This window comes from Bradyrhizobium sp. USDA 4538, assembly GCF_024171045.1.
GTDB classification, from domain to species: domain Bacteria; phylum Pseudomonadota; class Alphaproteobacteria; order Rhizobiales; family Xanthobacteraceae; genus Bradyrhizobium; species Bradyrhizobium australafricanum.
This window is the reverse complement of sequence record NZ_JALJZE010000001.1, coordinates 3,109,530-3,127,171: the sequence shown is the minus strand read 5'-3', so window position 1 is coordinate 3,127,171 and position 17,642 is coordinate 3,109,530. Positions and strand designations below refer to the sequence as shown.

Below are 17,642 nucleotides of genomic sequence, written 5' to 3'. Positions count from 1 at the left end.
GGCAATTGCTCGCCGTCGCGTGATCGGGCGCGGCGGGCAGGAACCTTGCGGATGCGGATCGAATTGGACTACGAATCCCGAGGGTTCCTCAAACGACACGGCGCTTCATGACCGCACATCAACGCAACCTTTCCGCATCGATCGATCCCGTGAAGCTCGACCGGCTCGCCGAAGTCGCGATCAAGGTCGGCCTGCAGCTGCAGCCGGGGCAGGATCTGCTGCTCACGGCGCCCGCCGGAGCGATGCCGCTGGTGCGGCGGGTGGTGGAGCATGCCTACAAGGCCGGTGCGGGTCTCGTGACGCCATTCTTCTCGGACGAGGAGCTCACGCTGGCGCGCTACCGCTACGCCAACGATGCGAGTTTCGATCGCGCCGCAAGCTGGCTCTATGAGGGCATGGCGAAGGCGTTCGGCGCCAACACCGCGCGGCTTGCGATCGTCGGCGACAATCCGATGCTGCTGTCGGGCGAAGACCCGGTCAAGGTGGCGCGCGCCAGCAAGGCCAATTCGATCGCCTACCAGCCGGCACTGGAGAAGATCGTCAATTTCGACACCAACTGGAACATCATCGCCTATCCGAGCACGTCCTGGGCCAAGCAGGTGTTCCCCGACGATGCCGAGGACGTCGCGGTGGCCAAGCTTGCCGATGCGATCTTCTCCGCGTCCCGGGTCGATCAGGATGGCGCCGTCGCCGCCTGGGCACAGCACAATGCGAAGCTCCGCGAGCGCACCGAATGGCTGAACGGCCAGCGCTTCCACGCGCTGATATATTCCGGACCCGGCATGGACCTCACGATCGGCCTCGCCGACGGTCATGAATGGGAGGGCGGTGCGTCGACTGCCAAGAACGGCATCGTCTGCAATGCCAACATCCCGACCGAGGAAGTCTTCACCACCCCGCACTGCCGCCGCGTCAGCGGCCACGTCGTCAGCTCCAAGCCGCTGTCCTATCAGGGCACGCTGATCGACAATATCTCGGTCAAGTTCGAGGAAGGCCGCATCGTCGAGGCCAAGGCCTCGCGCGGCGAGGAAGTGCTGAAGAAGGTGCTCGACACCGACGAGGGCGCGCGCCGCCTCGGCGAGGTCGCGCTGGTGCCGCATTCCTCACCGATCTCGAAGAGCGGGCTGCTGTTCTTCAACACGCTCTTCGACGAGAACGCCGCCTCGCACATCGCGCTCGGCCAGTGCTACTCGAAATGCTTCGTTAATGGCGACAAGCTGACGCCGCAGCAGATCGCCGAGCAGGGCGGCAACAAGAGCCTGATCCATATCGACTGGATGATCGGCTCCGCCGACACCGACATCGACGGCATCCATGCCGACGGTCGCAGCGTGCCGGTGTTCCGCAAGGGCGAGTGGGCGTAAGGGGGCCGACGCTCTTCACCTCGCCCCGCGTGCGGGGAGAGGTCGGATCGCATCTTCAGATGCGATCCGGGTGAGGGGGCGCCTCCGCGAATGCAGCTGTCACCGAATATGTGGAGAGGCCCCTCACCCCAACCCTCTCCCCGTAAGAACGGGGCGAGGGAGCGCAATCCCGTCGCCGTCGCTACCGACCCAATGTCATCGCGCTCTACTGAAACCTCCGCCCCCGCGCGGCGAGCAGGTCGCCGCGTGGCGCGCTGAAGCGGCAGGTCTCGTGCTGCGGCCGGAAGCCGAGCCGGCGATAGATCTTCAGCGCGGGAGCGTTGCGGCTCGAGACGTTGAGCCAGCACGGGTGTTCGATCGAGACGTCGTGTGCGGCCAGCACGCGATACACCAGCAGCTGGCCGAGCCCGCGTCCCTGCCGCACCGGATCGACGGCGACCGACTCGATCCACATCGAGTTCCGTTCCGGCTCGGTCAGGCAGAAGCCCGACATCTGTCCATCCTCAGACGCGATCCAGACTTCGCTTTCGGTCAGGACCTGCGCCATCTCCTCCGGCGAGTACAGGCGGAAGGCGGCGTCCGAGGCATAGGCGGCATTGTGGATGCGCGCGACCTCGCCCGCGCAGGCGCTGACGTCGCTGACCTGCTCGATGGTGGCGCGCGCGGCCGCGAGCGTGCGCGCCGGCTGCAGCGGCTCGACGCACTTCATCCCGATCTCGGACTCGACATGAACGAAGCCGAAGGCCGCGACGAAGGCCATTCCGGCCGGCCAGTCGCTGCTCACCAGCGTCTGCACGGTGAGATCGGCATCGGCGTCGATCGCAAGCACCTCGTCGAACAGCGCGAGGCCAATCCGGCGGCGGCGCATCTCGGGCGCCACGACGATCTTGAGGAATCGGGTGTGATGCGCGCCCTGGTCGCGCAACGAGGACTCGGCGAGGCCGACGAGTGCGCCATCGCGCTCGGCAACACGAAAGCCGCGCCCGCCGCGGTTCTGCGGCAGCTTCAGGAACTGGTCCCATTGCGGCAGCGTGACAGGGCCTAGCCGCGGTTCCACCGCGGCTGCCTTTGCGTAAAGTTCGACCACCGCTTCCGCATCAGCCTCTCGAAGCGGCCGGATGGTGATGCCGTCATCCATGAGTCGAGAGTTTACCCGATATCGAGCCGATAGACATCCTTTGCCGTCTTCAAGAACAACGCCGTCTTTTCGGCTTCGCTATATTGTGATGCAAGCCGTTTAAAGGTGTTGAAGATGACCTGGTAGCTGCATTGCCCCTTATCAGGTGGGAAGTTGCTCTCGAACATGCAACGGTCCGGACCGAACGCCTCGATGCAGGTCTCGACATAAGGCCGCCAGGCGGCGGCAAGTTCCTCCGACGAGGGCGGCCTGGGGCGGAGGTGGAAGTCGTAGCCGAGCAGGCACATCGCCAGCCCGCCGAGCTTGACCACGACGTTCGGGCATCTGGCGATCTCCTGGATCGACGCCTTCCAGACCGGAAAGGTCTCCGCGCGCTTGCCGGCGAAGCGGCCGGTGCCGACCGGGCCGCCGCAATGGTCGAGCACGATCCTGGTATCGGGAAAGGCGCGGGCGAGGTCGGTCAGCTCGCTGATCTGCGGGTGGAACAACCAGGCATCGAAGCTGAGGCCGAGCGGTGCCAGGCAGGCGAACCCCCTACGAAAGGTGGAGTCCAGCAGAATGCCCTTCGGTCGGTTCGCGTACATGTGGGCGACGTTGGGGTCTTCATCCCAGGCCGAGGAGTGGCGGATGCCGCGGAACCGGCCGTTGCCGGCGGCAATCTCCGCCTCCAGCACCGCCTTGGCCTGATCGCCGATCAGAAGGTTAACGTGGCTGACGATGCCGGCGCAGATCGCCGCCTTGCCGTAGCCGCCGCTCGCCGCCATCGCCGCGACGCCGTTGGCAAACTCGACCTCGCCGACCGGACGGAACGCCTCCGGGCCGTCGCCGCGGTACATCGACCGGCAATCGACATAGACGGTCGCCACGATGTTGTGGCCGGACGCGATGTCGTCGCGCATCTCCTCGATCAGATAGCGCAAGCCCCCGCGATCCCAGAGATGGTGATGCGGATCGACGATCGGCCGGGCCGGGTCGATGATCTCCTCGGTGTATTGGGCGAGCCAGTCTTCACGCGGATTGGCATAGAGCCCGCTGGCGGAGGCGGGCAGAGTGCTGGCCATCGATGATGCTCCCTGTTCTTGCTCTTGTCGGCCGCCGATACCATGTCGGCTTTGGGGAGGATAACGAGCCGCACGAGCGCGTCAAACCCGGGCCTCTGCCTGACCTCTGCCTGAGGAGGCATGCGTACGTCTGCGCGTGCCGGTCAACCCGACCGTATTGCCGGTCGCGACCATGTCATCGACTGAGCTTGCCTGGCCGACGCCGGCGATGCCTGCTCGGCGCGCCAGGTGATGATGACCGAGGCGATGACAAGAAGCGCTCCAAACAACATCGTGACGGAAAACGGCTCGCCCAGAATCAGCGTGCCGAGCAGCACGGCGATGATCGGGTTGACGAAGATGTAGGTCGAGACCATGAACGTCGACACATTGTCTAGCAGCCAGCGAAATGCCGTGAAGCCGATGACGCTGCCGGCGATGGCGAGATAGATCACGGCCGCGAGCGAGGGCGCCGAAACGCCGCGCGGCGAGAAGCCTTCCAGTTCACCGGACGCAAGACTGATTGCAAACAGGACCGCGCCGCCGATCGACAGTTGCATGCCTGACGACAATGTTGGCGAACCATGATCCGAAGTCCGGCGCGACAGCACCGTGCCCACCGCCCAGGAGAACGCCGCAGCGAGCAGCAGCAGAATGGGAAGGATACTGAAATGGCCCTGTTCGGCCGATTGCCAGCCCACGATTGCAACACCAGCAAGGCCGGGCAGCAATGCGGCGAGCGTCATGGTCGCGGGACGCCGGGTTTGCGGATACAGGAAATCGATGAGCAACACCCAGAACGGGATCGTAGCCAGCATGATCGCGGCGATGCCGGACGGAACCGATTGCTGGGCATAAGCGAGAACACCATGGCAGCCGACGAAGAACAGCACGCCGCAAAGTGCTGCGGTCAGCCAGTTCCACCGCGAAACACGCGTGACGTCCGCCCCGTTCAGCGCGATCAGGATCAGGCCGCCGCCGAGCGAGCGAAGGCCCATCAGCAGGAACGGCGGGATCGACTTCAAGCCGAGCGCGATCGCGAAGTAGGTGGAACCCCAAAGCAGATAGATGGCGGCGAACGCGCCGACAATCAAAAGGCGCTTGGACATACGAGGCTCCCGAGCTAGATTCTAACCCCTTAATGGGTTATCAAATCCAACCCATTAAGGGGTTATGCGTTCCGGAGGAGTTGCTGGACCATGCCGCGCGTTCCTTCGGCTGAGGCGTCGTCCCGGGAAGAGCTCAGCATCAAGTTCGTCAATACCGTCGCATGGCGTCTCCGCGACCTGGTTGAGGATCGGATCGCGACCTCGGATTCCATCCTGAAATGGCTGGTCGATGCCGAACTGGCGGATCGCCGGATCGCCGCGCAACTCAGGGCGCGATGGAAAGCCTCACCGCACGAGGCCGATGCCTTTCTGAATGCGGCGCATGGTCTGCGCGAGGCGCTCTACAGGATCTTTATCGGCCGCATCGGAGGCGGCCGGATCGATCCGACGGCGCTGGCCGATATCAACCGATACCTCGAAGCCGCGTTGGGCGGTGTTGCGCTCGGACCTGTCGGCGACACCCTGCGGTGGCTGCCGACAGCCGGGAAAGTTGCGCCCGAGACGCTGCTCAAGCCGATCGCATGGTCGGCGGTGAGCCTTCTGACCGGGCCCCGTGCGCTGAGGGTGAAGCAGTGCCAGGATGAGCGGGGTTGCGGTTGGTTGTTCGTTGACGAGAGCCGTACCCAGAACCGGCGGTGGTGCTCGATGGGCGATTGCGGCAATCTTGCCAAATCGCGGCGGCACTACCGGCGCAGCCAGGCGGCGGAGGAATGAGTGCGTTGAGCCTCACACCCCATCGAGGATGATCACCGTCGGCGTCGCCGGCAGGGTGTCGCGCGAAATCCGCAAGGTGCGCTCGCCGCCGCGGCGATCGATCTCGAACTGCTGGCCGATCAGGCGCATGAACTCGTCGAGCGGGGTGGCGAAGCGGTGCATCGGCAGCACGACGGCGGCGCGCAATCGCCTGGTGATCTCGGAGATGCCGTCGAGCGACATCGTATAGGTGCCGTCGATCGGCACCATCACGATGTCGAGCCGGCCGATCGCGGCGAAATGGCTGTCGTCGAGTTTGACGTGGAGGTGGCCGAGATGGCCGATGCAGAGGCCGGCGACCTCGAAGATGAAGATCGAATTGCCGTCCTTGATCATCTCGCCGCCGGAGTCTTCGCCCCAGTAGCGGCGGATGTCGGTGGTGACGTTGCGGATATAGACGTCGCCGATGCGCATCGCGTAATGCGCGGCCTGGCCGTTCTCGCCCCAGCCATGCAGCACGTGGGGAATCTTGGGGTCGGGAAACAGCGTGTAATGGGTCGCGTGGGCCCGGTTCATGGTCGCGACGTCGGGCAGCCGCCCGGTCCGATAGACGCCGTTATAGTCGGTCGCGATCCGGATGCCGCCGGGCGTGTCGATATAGTAGGTCGAATGGCCGGCATAGGTGATCGCGACTTCGTCGGACTTGGTCGCGTTCTTGTCCGCGACGCGGCGGTAGCTCACGGGGACGGCGCGCGGCGGCGCATTGGCCATCGCCAGGCATTCGCTGCGCTGGGCGTCCTGCGCGAAGGCGTGACCGGTCAATGATCCCAGCAAGACCAGCGCGGCGAGCAATCTCAGCATGACCTGTTCCGTCTGCGGCGGCATCCGCGGACGGAAGAGTAGCGCGCAATTGGCGCGCCGTCATGATGAGGCCCGTGCATCGCTCCATGGCGCGGGCTGCAACACGAGCCGGGCGATTATTGCGTCGGGACACGCTAGGATGCCGCGCAAACGATCGAGATCAGGGAGTTCTGCGTGACTGATACCGTCTCTTCGCAGCGCGCGCCTTCGACCAAACGGCTCGAGCCATTGCGCCATGTCGAGGCCGGTGTGCTCAACATCGCCTATTACGAAGCGGGCCCCTCCATTGGGCCGGCCGTGCTGCTGATGCATGGCTTCCCCTACGACATCCATTCCTATGTGGACGTCGCGCCCATGCTGGCGGCGCAAGGCTGTCGGGTCATCGTGCCCTATCTGCGCGGCTACGGACCGACGGCGTTCCGCGACAAGGCGACGCCGCGCTCGGGCGAGCAGGCGGCGGTCGGTGCCGACATGGTGGCGCTGATGGACGCGCTCGGCATCGCGCGCGCGGTGTTCGCCGGCTATGACTGGGGCGGCCGCGCCGCATCGATCGGTGCGGCGCTGTGGCCGGAAAGATGCATCGGACTCGTCTGCACCAACGGCTACATGATCCAGGACATCGCGCATGCAATGGTGCCGGCGCCGCCGGATCGCGAGGTGCCGCTTTGGTATCAGTACTACTTCCAGCTCGAGCGGGGGCGGGCGGGGCTTGCCGCCAACCGGCGCGGCATCGCCAAAATCCTGTGGTCGCAATGGTCGCCGGGCTGGGCGTTCGACGACGCCTGCTTCGAGCGGACTGCGGTCGCGTTCGACAATCCTGATTATGTCGACGTGGTGATCCACAGTTATCGGCACCGCTACGGCGTTGTCGATGGGGATCCGCAATATGCGGATTTGCAGCGGCGGCTCGACACATTGCCTGTCATCAGGGTCCCCGCCGTCTCGCTCGACGGCGCCGATGACGGCGTGACGTTCGCGACCGACGGCAGTCGCTCTGCGGCAAAGTACACCGGCCGCCTTGCCCATCGCCTGATTCCGCATGCCGGCCACAATCTGCCGCAGGAAGCGCCCGAGGCGTTTGCCGCGGCGGTGATCGAGGTGATGAAGGCTAGCGCCGCGGGCTGATCTTCCAGGCGATGACAAGCGTCAGCAGCGTCAGAATGCCGCTGACCAGCGCGGCCGTCGGGATTGTCAGGGCCAGTGCCGCGGTTGCGGCCCAGCCGATCGAGGAGAAGGCTTCCGCGAAGGTCGCGATACGGGAGGAGGTTTGGCGCCGGCGGAACTGGCTGCGCTTGGCCTGCGCGCGGAACCAGAGCTGGACCGCGGCGGCGGATGCGGTCGCGATGAGGATTGCGATCGCCGTGACCGCGGCCTGCCCTGGCGAGGCAAACGCCAGCGCGGCCACCAGCGGGGCGAAGATTGCGGCGATCGCGATCAGGACCACCTCGACCTTGGCGCGGGTCACGCGTGACGGCGGCAGCGGCGCGGTCGCCACCAGATCGGGCGCGTCCTCGCCGGAGATGGTCAGCCAGGCGAGCCCGCCGGCGAGCTGGCCTGCGGCCATCACGATGACGGGCGTAATCAGCACGATCGCGGTCGACGTACCGGAGAAGCTGCGCCACAGCATCAGCGCCGGCGGCAGCAGATAGAGCATCTGCATCAGGGTCTGCGACAGCAGCCACGGATCGCGGCGCAGCAGCAAGAATTCCTTGCGCCGCAGCGCCTGCTGCCGCGAGCCCGCCCGGAACGCGCGGGCGCGTCCCCGCGTCACCGCAGCCGGATTGGCGGCGACGCTGGCGACCGTATCGGCAAACCGCGGTGCGAATATCGCCATCACGCCGCCGAGCATCACCAGCGCCGCGGCGAGCAGCAGCATCATGATTTCGAGGTCCCCGAGCGATGCCCGCGCCGGCCACCACAGCAGGCTGCCGAGGGCGGGGGCAATTCGCGCCGCGGTTTCCGAGGTCAGGAAGGCAAAGCGCGACAACGTGCCGTAGGACAGCACGGCCACGACCTGCAGCGCGATGACGAAGCCGGCGCCGATCACGGCGGAGACGACCTGCGCCACCAGCCGCGTCCGGCTCGGCCCGATCAGGCGGAACAGGAACGCGGTGACGGCGATCGCGGCGGCTGCCGCCGACAGCCCGATCGCAAGGACGACGCCGAAGCCGGCGAGCCACCGCGGGCCGCCGAGATAGACCAGCACGTCGATGAACGGCGTCGACAGCAACAGCGCCATGCTGCTCACCGTCAGCGCGATCGCGGCGATCCGGATCGAGAAGATGTTGGTGAGTTTTGCCGGCGACGACATGATCAGATCGAGATCGGCGCGGGCGTAAAACACGCGCGTCACCGACTCGATCGCCTGCGAGAGCATCAGCGCCCAGGCCAGGAAGATCGTCGCGGTCAGCACGATCAGCGACGACGGGTCGAGCGGAAACCGCAGGTCGGCATAGCGGTTGACCACGGCATAAGCCGGCAGATGCAGGATCGCCGCGAAGATCAGAAGGCCGATCACGGCGCGATTGCGCCGGCGACGGCCGCCGGTCATCATCGCCAGCCATTCGCGCCACGCCAGGCGGAATTCGTGCCGCGCGAACCAGGTGAGGTGGGCGACCGAGCTCACGCGGCCGCCGCTTCGGTATCGACCAGCGCGATGAACATGTCCTCGAGGGTGGTGTCGTTGCGGCCGTTCTGCGCGCGCAGCTCGGCCAGCGTGCCCTCGGCGATCAGCCTGCCGGCCGCGATCACGCCGATCCGGTCGGCCATCCGCTCGGCGACTTCGAGAATGTGGGTCGTCATGATCACGGTGCAGCCGGCGCGGACGCGCTCCTGCAGCAGTCCCTTGACGTGGCGCGCCGACAGCGCGTCGAGGCCGGTCAGCGGTTCGTCGAGAATGATCAGGCGGGGATCGTGCACCAGCGCGCCGGCCAGCGCCACCTTCTGGCGCATGCCCTTGGAGAAGCCTTCGCAGCGCTCGTTGAGATGCGGCTCGAGCCCGAGCGACATCAGGAGATCGCGCGCCGAGCTCTCCGAGGTGCGCGGATCGATGCCCCACAGGCCGGCGACGAATTCGAGATATTCCAGCGGCGTCAGCTTGTCGTAAATCATCGGCTCGTCGGACACCCAAGCCATGATCTGCTTGGCGGCGACCGGATCGGCGAGCGCATCGATGCCGAGGATCGACACCGAGCCGGCATCGGGCCGCAATAGCCCCGCCACCATGCGCAGCGTCGTGGTCTTGCCGGCGCCGTTCGGTCCGAGCAGCGCATAGAACTCGCCGATACGGATCGTGAGATCGAGCGCGTCGACCGCCGGGCGATCAAAACGCTTGGTTAACCCTCGCACGGCGAGTGCGGACAGTTCAGGTGTCATGGCGTGGTGGCGATCCGGAATTTCGCTCGTCGGTTGCGCAAAGCTTGGACAAAAACCGTTTCGGTGCAGTGAATCGCACGGGGCAAATCAAAGGTGATATCCGTATTAGTCCGTGCTGCGGCAAATCTCCGCAAATGTGATGATACAGCGACAACAGCGGTTTGTTGACAGGGATCGGGCCTTTTGGCTCAATCGGGGCGGACATAGGCGGCTTTCGGCGCTCCAGACACAAGGGCGTGAAGGCGGGATGCAACGAGCGATCGGATAAGAATCGCCGGGCATCGGGGAGGGAACGATGCTGGACTTTGTTCAGCAGCTCGTCAGCGGCATCGCGCTCGGCTGCGTTTACGGCCTGATCGCGCTCGGCTTCGTGCTGGTCTACAAGGCAACCGAGGTCGTCAATTTCGCGCAAGGCGATTTGATGATGCTGGGCGGCTTTTTCGCCTTCACCTTCATCGGCATGCTCGGGCTGAATTACTGGGTCGGGTTCGCCGGCGCGGTGATCTGCATGGCGCTGTTCGGCATGCTGGCCGAGCGGCTCGTCGTGCGGCCGATCCTCGGCTATCCACAGTTCTCCATCATCATGGCGACGATCGGGCTCGGCTATTTCCTGCGCTCGGTCTCCGGCATGATCTGGGGCACCGACGACTTCAAGATCGAGACGCCGTTCAGCCAGGGCGTCCTTCGGATCGGCAGCCTGGTGCTTGCCTACGACAAGCTGTCGGTGATCGCGGCGACCATCATCCTGTGCGCGCTGCTCTATCTGTTCTTCAACCGCACCACGCTCGGCACGGCGATGCGCGCCAGCTCCGAGAACATGCTGGCTGCCTATTACATGGGCATTCCGGTCAAGCGGGTGGTCTCGATCGTCTGGGCGATCTCGGCGGCGGTCGCGACCTGCGCCGGCGTGCTGCTGGCGCCGATCACCTTCATTCATTCCAATGTCGGCCTTGTGCTGGGGTTGAAGGCGTTTCCGGCCGCGGTGCTCGGCGGCTTCGGCTCGATCCCGGGCGCCGTGGTCGGCGGCGTCCTGATCGGCGTGATCGAGAGCATGGCCGGCTTCTATTTGCCGCAGGGATGGAAGGACGTCGCGCCCTACATCGTGCTGCTCGCGGTGCTGCTGCTCAAGCCCGAGGGCCTGTTCGGCCTTCACGTCCGCAAGAAGGTCTGAGGAGCGACACATGCGGTTTCTCTTCAAGACCGATTACGAAGACGACATCAAGCTGTTCCCGCATTCGGGCTACATCTATTCCTACGGCCTGTTGCTGGCGGTGCTGCTGATCGCGCCTTACGTGCTCTCAAGCTATCTGATGAGCCAGCTTGTCTTCGTCTGCATCTACGCGACCGTCGGCGTCGGGCTCTTGATCCTGACCGGCTTCACCGGACAGGCCTCGCTCGGCCATGCCGCGTTTCTTGCGATCGGCGCCTATACCGCCGCCTATCTGCAGCAGTTCAACGTGCCGTTCCCGGTCTACTTCCTCGCCGCGGGGCTGTTGACCGGCGTGGTCGGCGCGCTGGTCGGATTTCCGGCCTTGCGGCTGCAGGGCATCTATCTGGTGATCGCGACGATCTCCTTTGCGTTCATCGTTGAGGAGATCCTGGCGCGCTGGGAAAGCGTCACCAACGGCAATGAGGGCATGCGGGTCAAGACCATGCAGCTGCTCGGCACCACGGTGTCGCGCGACGGCCCGACCTTCTATTACCTCTGCCTTGCGGTGCTGGTGCTGACCATCGTCGGCACGCTCAATCTGCTGCGCTCGCCGACCGGGCGCGCCTTTGTCGCGATCCGCGACAGCGAGACCGCGGCGCGCAGCATGGGCATCAATGTCGCGCTCTATAAGGTGAAGTCGTTCGCGATCTCGGCGGCGATCACCGGCTTTGCCGGCGTGCTGTTCGCGCACAAGCTGTCCTTCATCTCGCCCGAGATGTTCACGCTGCAGCTTTCGATCGAGTTCATCATCGTGATCCTGATCGGCGGCACGTTCAGCCTGCACGGTGCGGTGCTGGGCGCGATCTTCCTGGTCATGATCGATCCGTTCCTGACCTATCTGAAGGACGATATGCCCGGCGTGATCGGCGGCATTGCTGCCACCCTCGGCGCCGGCACCGAGCGCGCGGGCCATATCCAGGACGCGGTCGCAGCCTTCGCCTCCGCCAACGGACTGAAGGGCGCGATCTACGGCATCATCATCGTGCTGTTCGTGCTGTTTGAACCGCTCGGACTCTATGGCCGTTGGCTCAAGATCAAGCTCTTCTTCCAGCTGTTCCCGCTCTACAAGCGCGCCACCTTCAAGCGGCAGAAGATCTATGTGAAATCGGAGCGGAACAGATGAGCTATTTCCGCGCCGAGAACCTGTCGCTGCATTTCGGGGGCCTCAAGGCGGTCGATGCGGTCAGCTTCGCGGTCGAGAAGGGCGAGATCCTCTCGATCATCGGGCCCAACGGCGCCGGCAAGAGCTCGATCTTCAACCTGATCTCGCGGATCTATCCGCCGACCTCCGGCAAGATCTTCTTCGAGGATCAGGACATCACCCAGGAGCCGGCCTACGATATCGCGAAACTCGGCATCGCCCGCACCTTCCAGAACATCGAGCTGTTCGAGAACGCGACCGTGCTGAGCAATCTCCTGGTCGGCCGCCATCGCCATTCCACCACCCGGCTGTGGCAGGAACTGTTGTTCCTGCCGAGCGTTCGTGCCGGCGAGAAGGCGCATCGCCGCCGCGTCGAGCAGGTGATCGAGTTCCTCGATCTCGAGCCCTACCGCGACAAGCTGATCTCGGGACTGCCTTACGGCGTGCGCAAGGTGATCGAGCTGGCGCGGGCGCTGTGCTCGGAGCCGAAGCTGATCCTGCTCGACGAACCGTCCTCCGGCCTCAATGTCGAGGAGACCGACGACATGTCGTTCTGGATCCGCGACATGAAGAGCGAGCTCGGCATCACCGTGCTGATGGTCGAGCACGACATGACGCTGGTCAACCGCGTCTCCGACCGCGTCATCGCGCTGAACTACGGCCGCGTGCTGGCGATGGGCTCGCCGTCCGAGGTGCAGCACCATCCCGACGTCGTCGCAGCGTATCTCGGCGCATGAGGATGATGCCATGAGCACAGCGGACATCATCCTGAAACTCTCCAACATCGAAAGCTATTACGGGCCGATCATGGCGATCCGCGGCATCAGCCTCGAGGTGCCGCGCGGCCGGATCGTGACGCTGCTCGGCGCCAACGGCGCCGGCAAGACCACGGTCCTAAAGACGATCTCCGGCATCCTCGACCCGCAGAAGGGCTCGATCGAATTCCTCGGCAAGCCGATCCAGCGCATGGAGGCCGACCGGATCGTGAGGCTCGGGCTGAGCCACGTGCCGGAGGGGCGCGAGGTGTTTCCGTTCCTGTCGGTGCGCGAAAACCTGATGATGGGCGCCTATCTGCGCAAGGACCGCGACGGTGTGGCGCAGGACCTCGAGCGCGTCTACGGCTATTTTCCACGGCTGAGGGAGCGGCTCGGCCAGCCGGCCGGGCAGCTTTCGGGCGGCGAGCAGCAGATGCTGGCGATCGGGCGGGCGCTGATGAACCGGCCGACGCTGCTGTTGCTCGATGAGCCGTCGCTCGGGCTGTCGCCGATCCTGGTGAAGGAGATCTTCACCATCATCCGCCGCGTCAATGAGGAGCAGGGCATGTCGATCCTGCTGGTCGAGCAGAATGCCAAGATCGCGCTGGAGACGGCGCATTACGGCTATGTGCTGGAGATCGGCCGCGTCGTCATGAACGACACCTGTGAGCGTCTGATGAATTCACCCGATATCCAGGAGTTCTACCTCGGCGCCAAGGAAGCCGGTGCGCGCGGCGAGCGGCGTTGGAAAAAGAAGAAGACGTGGCGTTGAGAATGACTGGGCGCTGGCAAGGGCGCCCAGGAAGGTTTGGCACTGAAAGAGAGTTGGAGCTAGATTTCAGGCCAGTTTCGCCAACAAGACCGGCAACACAAGCCGGCGCGTGAGACCGGCGGCAGAGGAGGGAGCGCGCATGGCCGGACCAGCGGTGCTGACGGTTGCCGACACGATCGCGAGGAGCTTTCTGCTCGCGGTTCAAACGCGTGGCGACAGGCCCGCGATCCGCGAGAAGAAGTTCGGCATCTGGCAACCGACCAGCTGGCGCGAATGGCTGCAGATCTCCAAGGACATCTCCTACGGCCTGCATGCCACAGGCTTCCGTCCCGGCGACGTTGGCTCGATCATCGCCAACGCGGTGCCGGAATGGGTCTATGCCGACATGGGCATCCTATGCGCCGGCGGCGTCTCTTCCGGCATCTATCCGACCGATTCGGCGGCGCAGGTCGAATACCTCATCAATGATTCCCGCACGCGAGTGATCTTCGTCGAGGACGAGGAGCAGCTCGACAAGGTGCTGACCTGCCGGTCGCGCTGTCCGACGCTGGAGAAGATCGTCGTGTTCGACATGGAGGGCCTCTCCGGCTTCTCCGATCCGATGGTGCTGTCGCTCGCGGAATTCACGTCGCTCGGCCGCAATCATGCCTGGGGCAATCCGGCGCTGTGGGACGAGATGACCGGCAGCCGCACCGCCTCCGATCTCGCGATCCTGGTCTACACCTCCGGCACCACGGGCCCGCCCAAGGGCGCGATGCACTCCAACCGCAGCGTGACGCACCAGATGCGCCACGCCAACGATCTCTACCCCTCGACCGACAGCGAGGAGCGGCTGGTGTTCCTGCCGCTCTGCCACGTCGCCGAGCGGGTCGGCGGCTATTACCTCTCGCTCGCGCTGGGATCGGTGATGAATTTCGCCGAGAGCCCGGAGACGGTGCCGGACAATCTTCGCGAGGTGCAGCCGACCGCGTTCCTCGCGGTGCCCCGGATCTGGGAGAAGTTCTATTCCGGCATCACCATCGCGCTGAAGGATGCGACCCCGTTCCAGAACTGGATGTATGCCCGCGCGCTCGCGATCGGCAACCGGATGACCGAGTGCCGGCTGCAGGGCGAGACGCCGCCACTGTCGCTGCGGCTCGCCAACCGCGCGGCCTATTGGCTGGTGTTCCGCAACATCCGCCGCATGCTCGGGCTCGACCGCTGCCGGATTGCGCTGACCGGCGCCGCACCGATCTCGCCGGATCTGATCCGCTGGTATCTCGCGCTCGGCATCGACATGCGCGAGGTCTACGGCCAGACCGAGAATTGCGGCGTCGCGACCATGATGCCGGCGGATCGCATCAAGCTTGGCTCGGTCGGCAAGGCCGCGCCCTGGGGCGAGGTGATGATCTGCCCGAAGGGCGAGATCCTGATCAAGGGCGACTTCCTGTTCATGGGCTATCTCAACCAGCCGGAGAGGACTGCCGAGACGATCGACGCCAAAGGCTGGCTGCACACCGGCGACGTCGGCACGATCGACAATGAAGGCTATGTCAAGATCACCGACCGGATGAAGGACATCATCATCACCTCCGGCGGCAAGAACATCACGCCGTCCGAGATCGAGAACCAGCTCAAATTCTCGCCCTATGTCTCGGATGCGGTCGTGATCGGCGACAAGCGGCCGTATCTCACCTGCCTGATCATGATCGACCAGGAGAATGTCGAGAAATACGCCCAGGATCACGACATCCCCTTCACCAATTACGCGAGCCTGTGCCGCGCCCGCGAAATCCAGGATCTGATCCAGCGCGAGGTCGAGGCGGTCAACGTGAAGTTCGCGCGCGTCGAGACCGTCAAGAAATTCTATCTGATCGAGCGCCAGCTCACGCCCGAGGACGAGGAGCTGACGCCGACCATGAAGCTGAAGCGCAGCTTCGTGAACAAGCGCTACGCGGCCGAGATCGCCGCCATGTATGGCGAACGCGCGGTGGCATAGCCGAGGAGAAGGAAATTGGCGAGGGAGCGAGCAGGCCCGACCCTTCGCTCAACATGGGCCTTTGTTAAGGAGGAGACTGCAATGTCGAAATCGCTGAAGGCGCTGGGCCTTGCGGTGAGCGCGCTGGCGCTGACCTGTCTGCCGGCCGCAGCCCAGACCAAGGTCACCAATGAAGGCATCTCGCCGACCGAGATCGTGATCGGAACGCATCAGGACTTGTCCGGCCCGATCAAGGTCTGGGGCGTTCCGGTGTCCAACGGCATGAAGATGGCGGTCGAGGAAATCAACGCCGGCGGCGGCATCAACGGCCGCAAGATCAAGATGATCCTGGAGGACAACGGCTACGATCCGAAGAAGGCGGTGCTGGCGTCGCAGAAGATGGTCGAGCGCGACAAGGTGTTCGCGATGATCGGCCCGATGGGCTCGCCGACCGTGCTCGCCGCGCAGGACATCCTGTTCGATGCGGGCGTGATGCAGCTGTTCCCGCTGACGGCCGCCGAATTCACCTTCAAGTTCGATCCCGCCAAGCCGCAGGAGCGGCTGAAGTTCAACAACCTCCTGCCCTATGTCGAGAGCACGCGCGCCGCGCTCAAATACATGATGGAGTGGAAGAACTTCAAGAAGCCCTGCATCATGCATCAGGATGACGAGTACGGCAAAAACGTGCTCGACGGCTTTACCCAGCAGCTTGGCGCGATGAAGGTGCAGCCGGCATCGGTCACGAGCTACAAGCGCGGCGCCTCCGACTTCTCGGCGCAGGTCGCCAAGATGAAGGCCGACGGCTGCGACCTCGTCGTGCTCGGCACCGTGATCCGCGAGACCATCGGCGCGATGAACGAGGCCAAGAAGCTCGGCTGGGACGTGACCTTCCTCGGCGCCACCCCGACCAACGTGCTCGAAGTGCCGGCGCTCGGCAAGGAAGCCGTCGAAGGGCTCTATGCGGCCTCGGGCTTCGAGATTCCCTACGAGGACACGGCCAAGGGCAAGGTGAAGGACTGGCTGGTGAACTACAAGAAGATGTTCAACACCGACGCCAATACCCAGGCGATCATCGGCTACAACGCGGTGATGACCTTCGCCTTCTACGCGCAGAAGGCGGGCAAGGATCTCTCCGGCCAGAAGATGCTGGACTCGCTGGAGTCAGGCGACAAATTCCTCGACATCTTCAGCTCGCCGCCGACCAAGTTCTCCAAGACGGATCATCTCGCCAACACCATCACCCAAGTGCAGCAGGTCAAGGGCGGCCGCTGGGTGCTGGTGAAGGATAATCTGATGTTCTGACGGGCAGTCGCTCATCTGGATTCAGTCGTCATTGCGAGGAGCGAAGCGACGAAGCAATCCATCTTTCCGCGGAGGGATGGATTGCTTCGCTTCGCTCGCAATGACGGGAAAGTATGTCTGGCCGGCTCTTAGTTCGTTCGCGCCGCCGGCCGCCAAGCGGCCTCGGCGACGAGCGGGGCGTCGACATAGCGGCTGACGCCGTGCTGGTCGATCACGAAGGTCGGCCGAAAACTCCTGATGTCGCTGTCCTCGATCATCGCCATGCGGCGGTTGTCGAGCGTCAGCCAGCGGCCGTCGAGCCGCGCCGCGACCACCGCATGGTCCTCGCCGCCGACGAGGTCATGCAGGACGACGATCCGCAGATCTTCCGGCGCCACGCCGGCCTTGCGCAGTGCCACCAATTTCGCGATCGCATAGTCCTCGCAATCGCCGCTGCCGCGGGCGAAGGTGGAGAGCGGCGTCGCCCAGACGTCGGGCTCGCCATAGGCCGCAAGATCGCTGCCCGGACGGATCGCAAGGTTGATCGCGCGGTTGATCTCGCCGAGCCGGGCGCGACCCTGACGCGCCCGTCCGGCTTCGACGATCGCCAGGAATCGCAGCGCCGCCGGCGACGCACAGCTGGCGCGGTCGCTCTCGCAGGCTGCCAATTGCTCCAATTCGTCGGCGAGCCGGCGCTGCACGCCGAGCCATTTGTCGTGCAGGCCGCCGTCGGCAAGCAGGCTGGTCGTCAGGCCGAACGGCTCGGTCGATTTTCTGATCAGCGTCGCCGGACCGGGCGAAAGCAGCGAAGCGGCATTGAGCTCGGCAACCGGCGCGGCCAGGGCCAGGCCGAAGCCCAGCATGACGGCGCGCAGCGCAAGCGGGCGAAGCGAGAATCTCATCCGACACCCCCTGTCCGCTCTTCGGCGGGTGGACATTGCACCGC

At 64.8% G+C, this 17,642-nt stretch carries 16 protein-coding genes; 9 read left to right on the top strand and 7 right to left on the bottom strand.

Annotated features, from left to right (window positions below; genetic code table 11):
* The first annotated feature begins 107 nt into the window (after positions 1-107).
* Positions 108-1,364 carry an aminopeptidase gene (locus J2R78_RS14020; protein WP_253604996.1) on the top strand — a complete coding sequence of 419 codons (1,257 nt, stop codon included), beginning with the start codon at positions 108-110 and terminating at the stop codon, positions 1,362-1,364.
* Positions 1,365-1,569: 205 nt separating this feature from the next.
* On the opposite strand, the gene J2R78_RS14015 is transcribed toward J2R78_RS14020, so the two are convergent.
* From J2R78_RS14015 to J2R78_RS14005, 3 genes are all read right to left on the bottom strand, one after another.
* The gene (locus J2R78_RS14015; protein ID WP_225645440.1) at positions 1,570-2,502 is read right to left on the bottom strand and encodes a GNAT family N-acetyltransferase; all 933 of its coding nucleotides are present in this window, start codon (positions 2,500-2,502) and stop codon (positions 1,570-1,572) included.
* A gap of 11 nt (positions 2,503-2,513) precedes the next feature.
* A complete protein-coding gene (locus J2R78_RS14010; protein ID WP_253604995.1) occupies positions 2,514-3,563 on the bottom strand; it encodes an amidohydrolase in 1,050 nt (349 codons plus the stop codon).
* 143 nt (positions 3,564-3,706) lie between these two features.
* A complete protein-coding gene (locus J2R78_RS14005; RefSeq protein ID WP_253604993.1) occupies positions 3,707-4,651 on the bottom strand; it encodes an EamA family transporter in 945 nt (314 codons plus the stop codon).
* 90 nt (positions 4,652-4,741) lie between these two features.
* Here J2R78_RS14005 and J2R78_RS14000 point away from each other — a divergent pair, with 90 nt between their 5' ends.
* On the top strand, positions 4,742-5,365 hold the full coding sequence (locus J2R78_RS14000) for an ABATE domain-containing protein (protein ID WP_253604991.1): 624 nt from the start codon (positions 4,742-4,744) through the stop codon (positions 5,363-5,365).
* Positions 5,366-5,377: 12 nt separating this feature from the next.
* Here the strand turns inward: J2R78_RS14000 and J2R78_RS13995 are convergent, their stop codons facing one another.
* Positions 5,378-6,205: an MBL fold metallo-hydrolase gene (locus J2R78_RS13995; RefSeq protein WP_168858233.1), complete on the bottom strand. Its 828-nt coding sequence runs from the start codon at positions 6,203-6,205 to the stop codon at positions 5,378-5,380.
* A 174-nt stretch (positions 6,206-6,379) separates the two neighbouring features.
* On the opposite strand from J2R78_RS13995, the gene J2R78_RS13990 reads away from it, so the two are divergent.
* Positions 6,380-7,330, top strand: a complete 951-nt coding sequence (locus J2R78_RS13990; RefSeq protein ID WP_253604989.1) for an alpha/beta fold hydrolase — start codon at positions 6,380-6,382, stop codon at positions 7,328-7,330.
* On the opposite strand, the gene J2R78_RS13985 is transcribed toward J2R78_RS13990, so the two are convergent.
* Together J2R78_RS13985 and J2R78_RS13980 are read right to left on the bottom strand one after the other, a co-directional pair.
* Positions 7,314-8,831 carry a permease gene (locus J2R78_RS13985; protein ID WP_253604988.1) on the bottom strand — a complete coding sequence of 506 codons (1,518 nt, stop codon included), beginning with the start codon at positions 8,829-8,831 and terminating at the stop codon, positions 7,314-7,316. The two genes, J2R78_RS13990 and J2R78_RS13985, sit on opposite strands and share 17 nt — an antisense overlap.
* A complete protein-coding gene (locus J2R78_RS13980; protein ID WP_253604987.1) occupies positions 8,828-9,580 on the bottom strand; it encodes an ABC transporter ATP-binding protein in 753 nt (250 codons plus the stop codon). Before J2R78_RS13980 ends, J2R78_RS13985 begins: the two co-directional genes overlap by 4 nt.
* 295 nt (positions 9,581-9,875) lie before the next feature.
* Between J2R78_RS13980 and J2R78_RS13975 the strand changes: the two genes are divergently transcribed.
* The 6 genes from J2R78_RS13975 to J2R78_RS13950 all read left to right on the top strand — a co-directional run bounded on the left by J2R78_RS13975 (position 9,876) and on the right by J2R78_RS13950 (position 16,717).
* The gene (locus J2R78_RS13975) at positions 9,876-10,751 is read left to right on the top strand and encodes a branched-chain amino acid ABC transporter permease (RefSeq protein ID WP_028336612.1); all 876 of its coding nucleotides are present in this window, start codon (positions 9,876-9,878) and stop codon (positions 10,749-10,751) included.
* A 10-nt stretch (positions 10,752-10,761) separates the two neighbouring features.
* Positions 10,762-11,913: a branched-chain amino acid ABC transporter permease gene (locus J2R78_RS13970; RefSeq protein WP_016846829.1), complete on the top strand. Its 1,152-nt coding sequence runs from the start codon at positions 10,762-10,764 to the stop codon at positions 11,911-11,913.
* Positions 11,910-12,668, top strand: coding sequence for an ABC transporter ATP-binding protein (locus J2R78_RS13965; RefSeq protein WP_028336610.1), 759 nt, complete (start codon positions 11,910-11,912; stop codon positions 12,666-12,668). The genes J2R78_RS13970 and J2R78_RS13965 overlap by 4 nt, the downstream gene beginning before the upstream one ends.
* Positions 12,669-12,678: 10 nt before the next feature.
* Entirely contained in the window at positions 12,679-13,458 is a 780-nt protein-coding gene (locus J2R78_RS13960) for an ABC transporter ATP-binding protein (RefSeq protein WP_018269124.1), read from the top strand.
* Between the two features lie 139 nt (positions 13,459-13,597).
* Positions 13,598-15,436, top strand: a complete 1,839-nt coding sequence (locus J2R78_RS13955; RefSeq protein ID WP_225163333.1) for a long-chain fatty acid--CoA ligase — start codon at positions 13,598-13,600, stop codon at positions 15,434-15,436.
* A gap of 81 nt (positions 15,437-15,517) precedes the next feature.
* On the top strand, positions 15,518-16,717 hold the full coding sequence (locus tag J2R78_RS13950; RefSeq protein WP_253604986.1) for an ABC transporter substrate-binding protein: 1,200 nt from the start codon (positions 15,518-15,520) through the stop codon (positions 16,715-16,717).
* Positions 16,718-16,845: 128 nt separating this feature from the next.
* Here the strand turns inward: J2R78_RS13950 and J2R78_RS13945 are convergent, their stop codons facing one another.
* Entirely contained in the window at positions 16,846-17,598 is a 753-nt protein-coding gene (locus J2R78_RS13945) for a transglutaminase-like cysteine peptidase (protein ID WP_253604985.1), read from the bottom strand.
* Between the last annotated feature and the right edge of the window lie 44 nt (positions 17,599-17,642).

Coding starts and splice junctions, on each gene's coding strand:
- J2R78_RS13955 (WP_225163333.1), top strand. CDS start 13,598: ATGGCCGGACCAGCGGTGCTGACGGTTGCCGACACGATCGCGAGGAGC.
- J2R78_RS14010 (WP_253604995.1), bottom strand. CDS start 3,563: ATGGCCAGCACTCTGCCCGCCTCCGCCAGCGGGCTCTATGCCAATCCG.
- J2R78_RS14000 (WP_253604991.1), top strand. CDS start 4,742: ATGCCGCGCGTTCCTTCGGCTGAGGCGTCGTCCCGGGAAGAGCTCAGC.
- J2R78_RS13960 (WP_018269124.1), top strand. CDS start 12,679: ATGAGCACAGCGGACATCATCCTGAAACTCTCCAACATCGAAAGCTAT.
- J2R78_RS13950 (WP_253604986.1), top strand. CDS start 15,518: ATGTCGAAATCGCTGAAGGCGCTGGGCCTTGCGGTGAGCGCGCTGGCG.
- J2R78_RS14020 (WP_253604996.1), top strand. CDS start 108: ATGACCGCACATCAACGCAACCTTTCCGCATCGATCGATCCCGTGAAG.
- J2R78_RS13980 (WP_253604987.1), bottom strand. CDS start 9,580: ATGACACCTGAACTGTCCGCACTCGCCGTGCGAGGGTTAACCAAGCGT.
- J2R78_RS14005 (WP_253604993.1), bottom strand. CDS start 4,651: ATGTCCAAGCGCCTTTTGATTGTCGGCGCGTTCGCCGCCATCTATCTG.
- J2R78_RS13995 (WP_168858233.1), bottom strand. CDS start 6,205: ATGCTGAGATTGCTCGCCGCGCTGGTCTTGCTGGGATCATTGACCGGT.
- J2R78_RS13975 (WP_028336612.1), top strand. CDS start 9,876: ATGCTGGACTTTGTTCAGCAGCTCGTCAGCGGCATCGCGCTCGGCTGC.
- J2R78_RS14015 (WP_225645440.1), bottom strand. CDS start 2,502: ATGGATGACGGCATCACCATCCGGCCGCTTCGAGAGGCTGATGCGGAA.
- J2R78_RS13970 (WP_016846829.1), top strand. CDS start 10,762: ATGCGGTTTCTCTTCAAGACCGATTACGAAGACGACATCAAGCTGTTC.
- J2R78_RS13965 (WP_028336610.1), top strand. CDS start 11,910: ATGAGCTATTTCCGCGCCGAGAACCTGTCGCTGCATTTCGGGGGCCTC.
- J2R78_RS13945 (WP_253604985.1), bottom strand. CDS start 17,598: ATGAGATTCTCGCTTCGCCCGCTTGCGCTGCGCGCCGTCATGCTGGGC.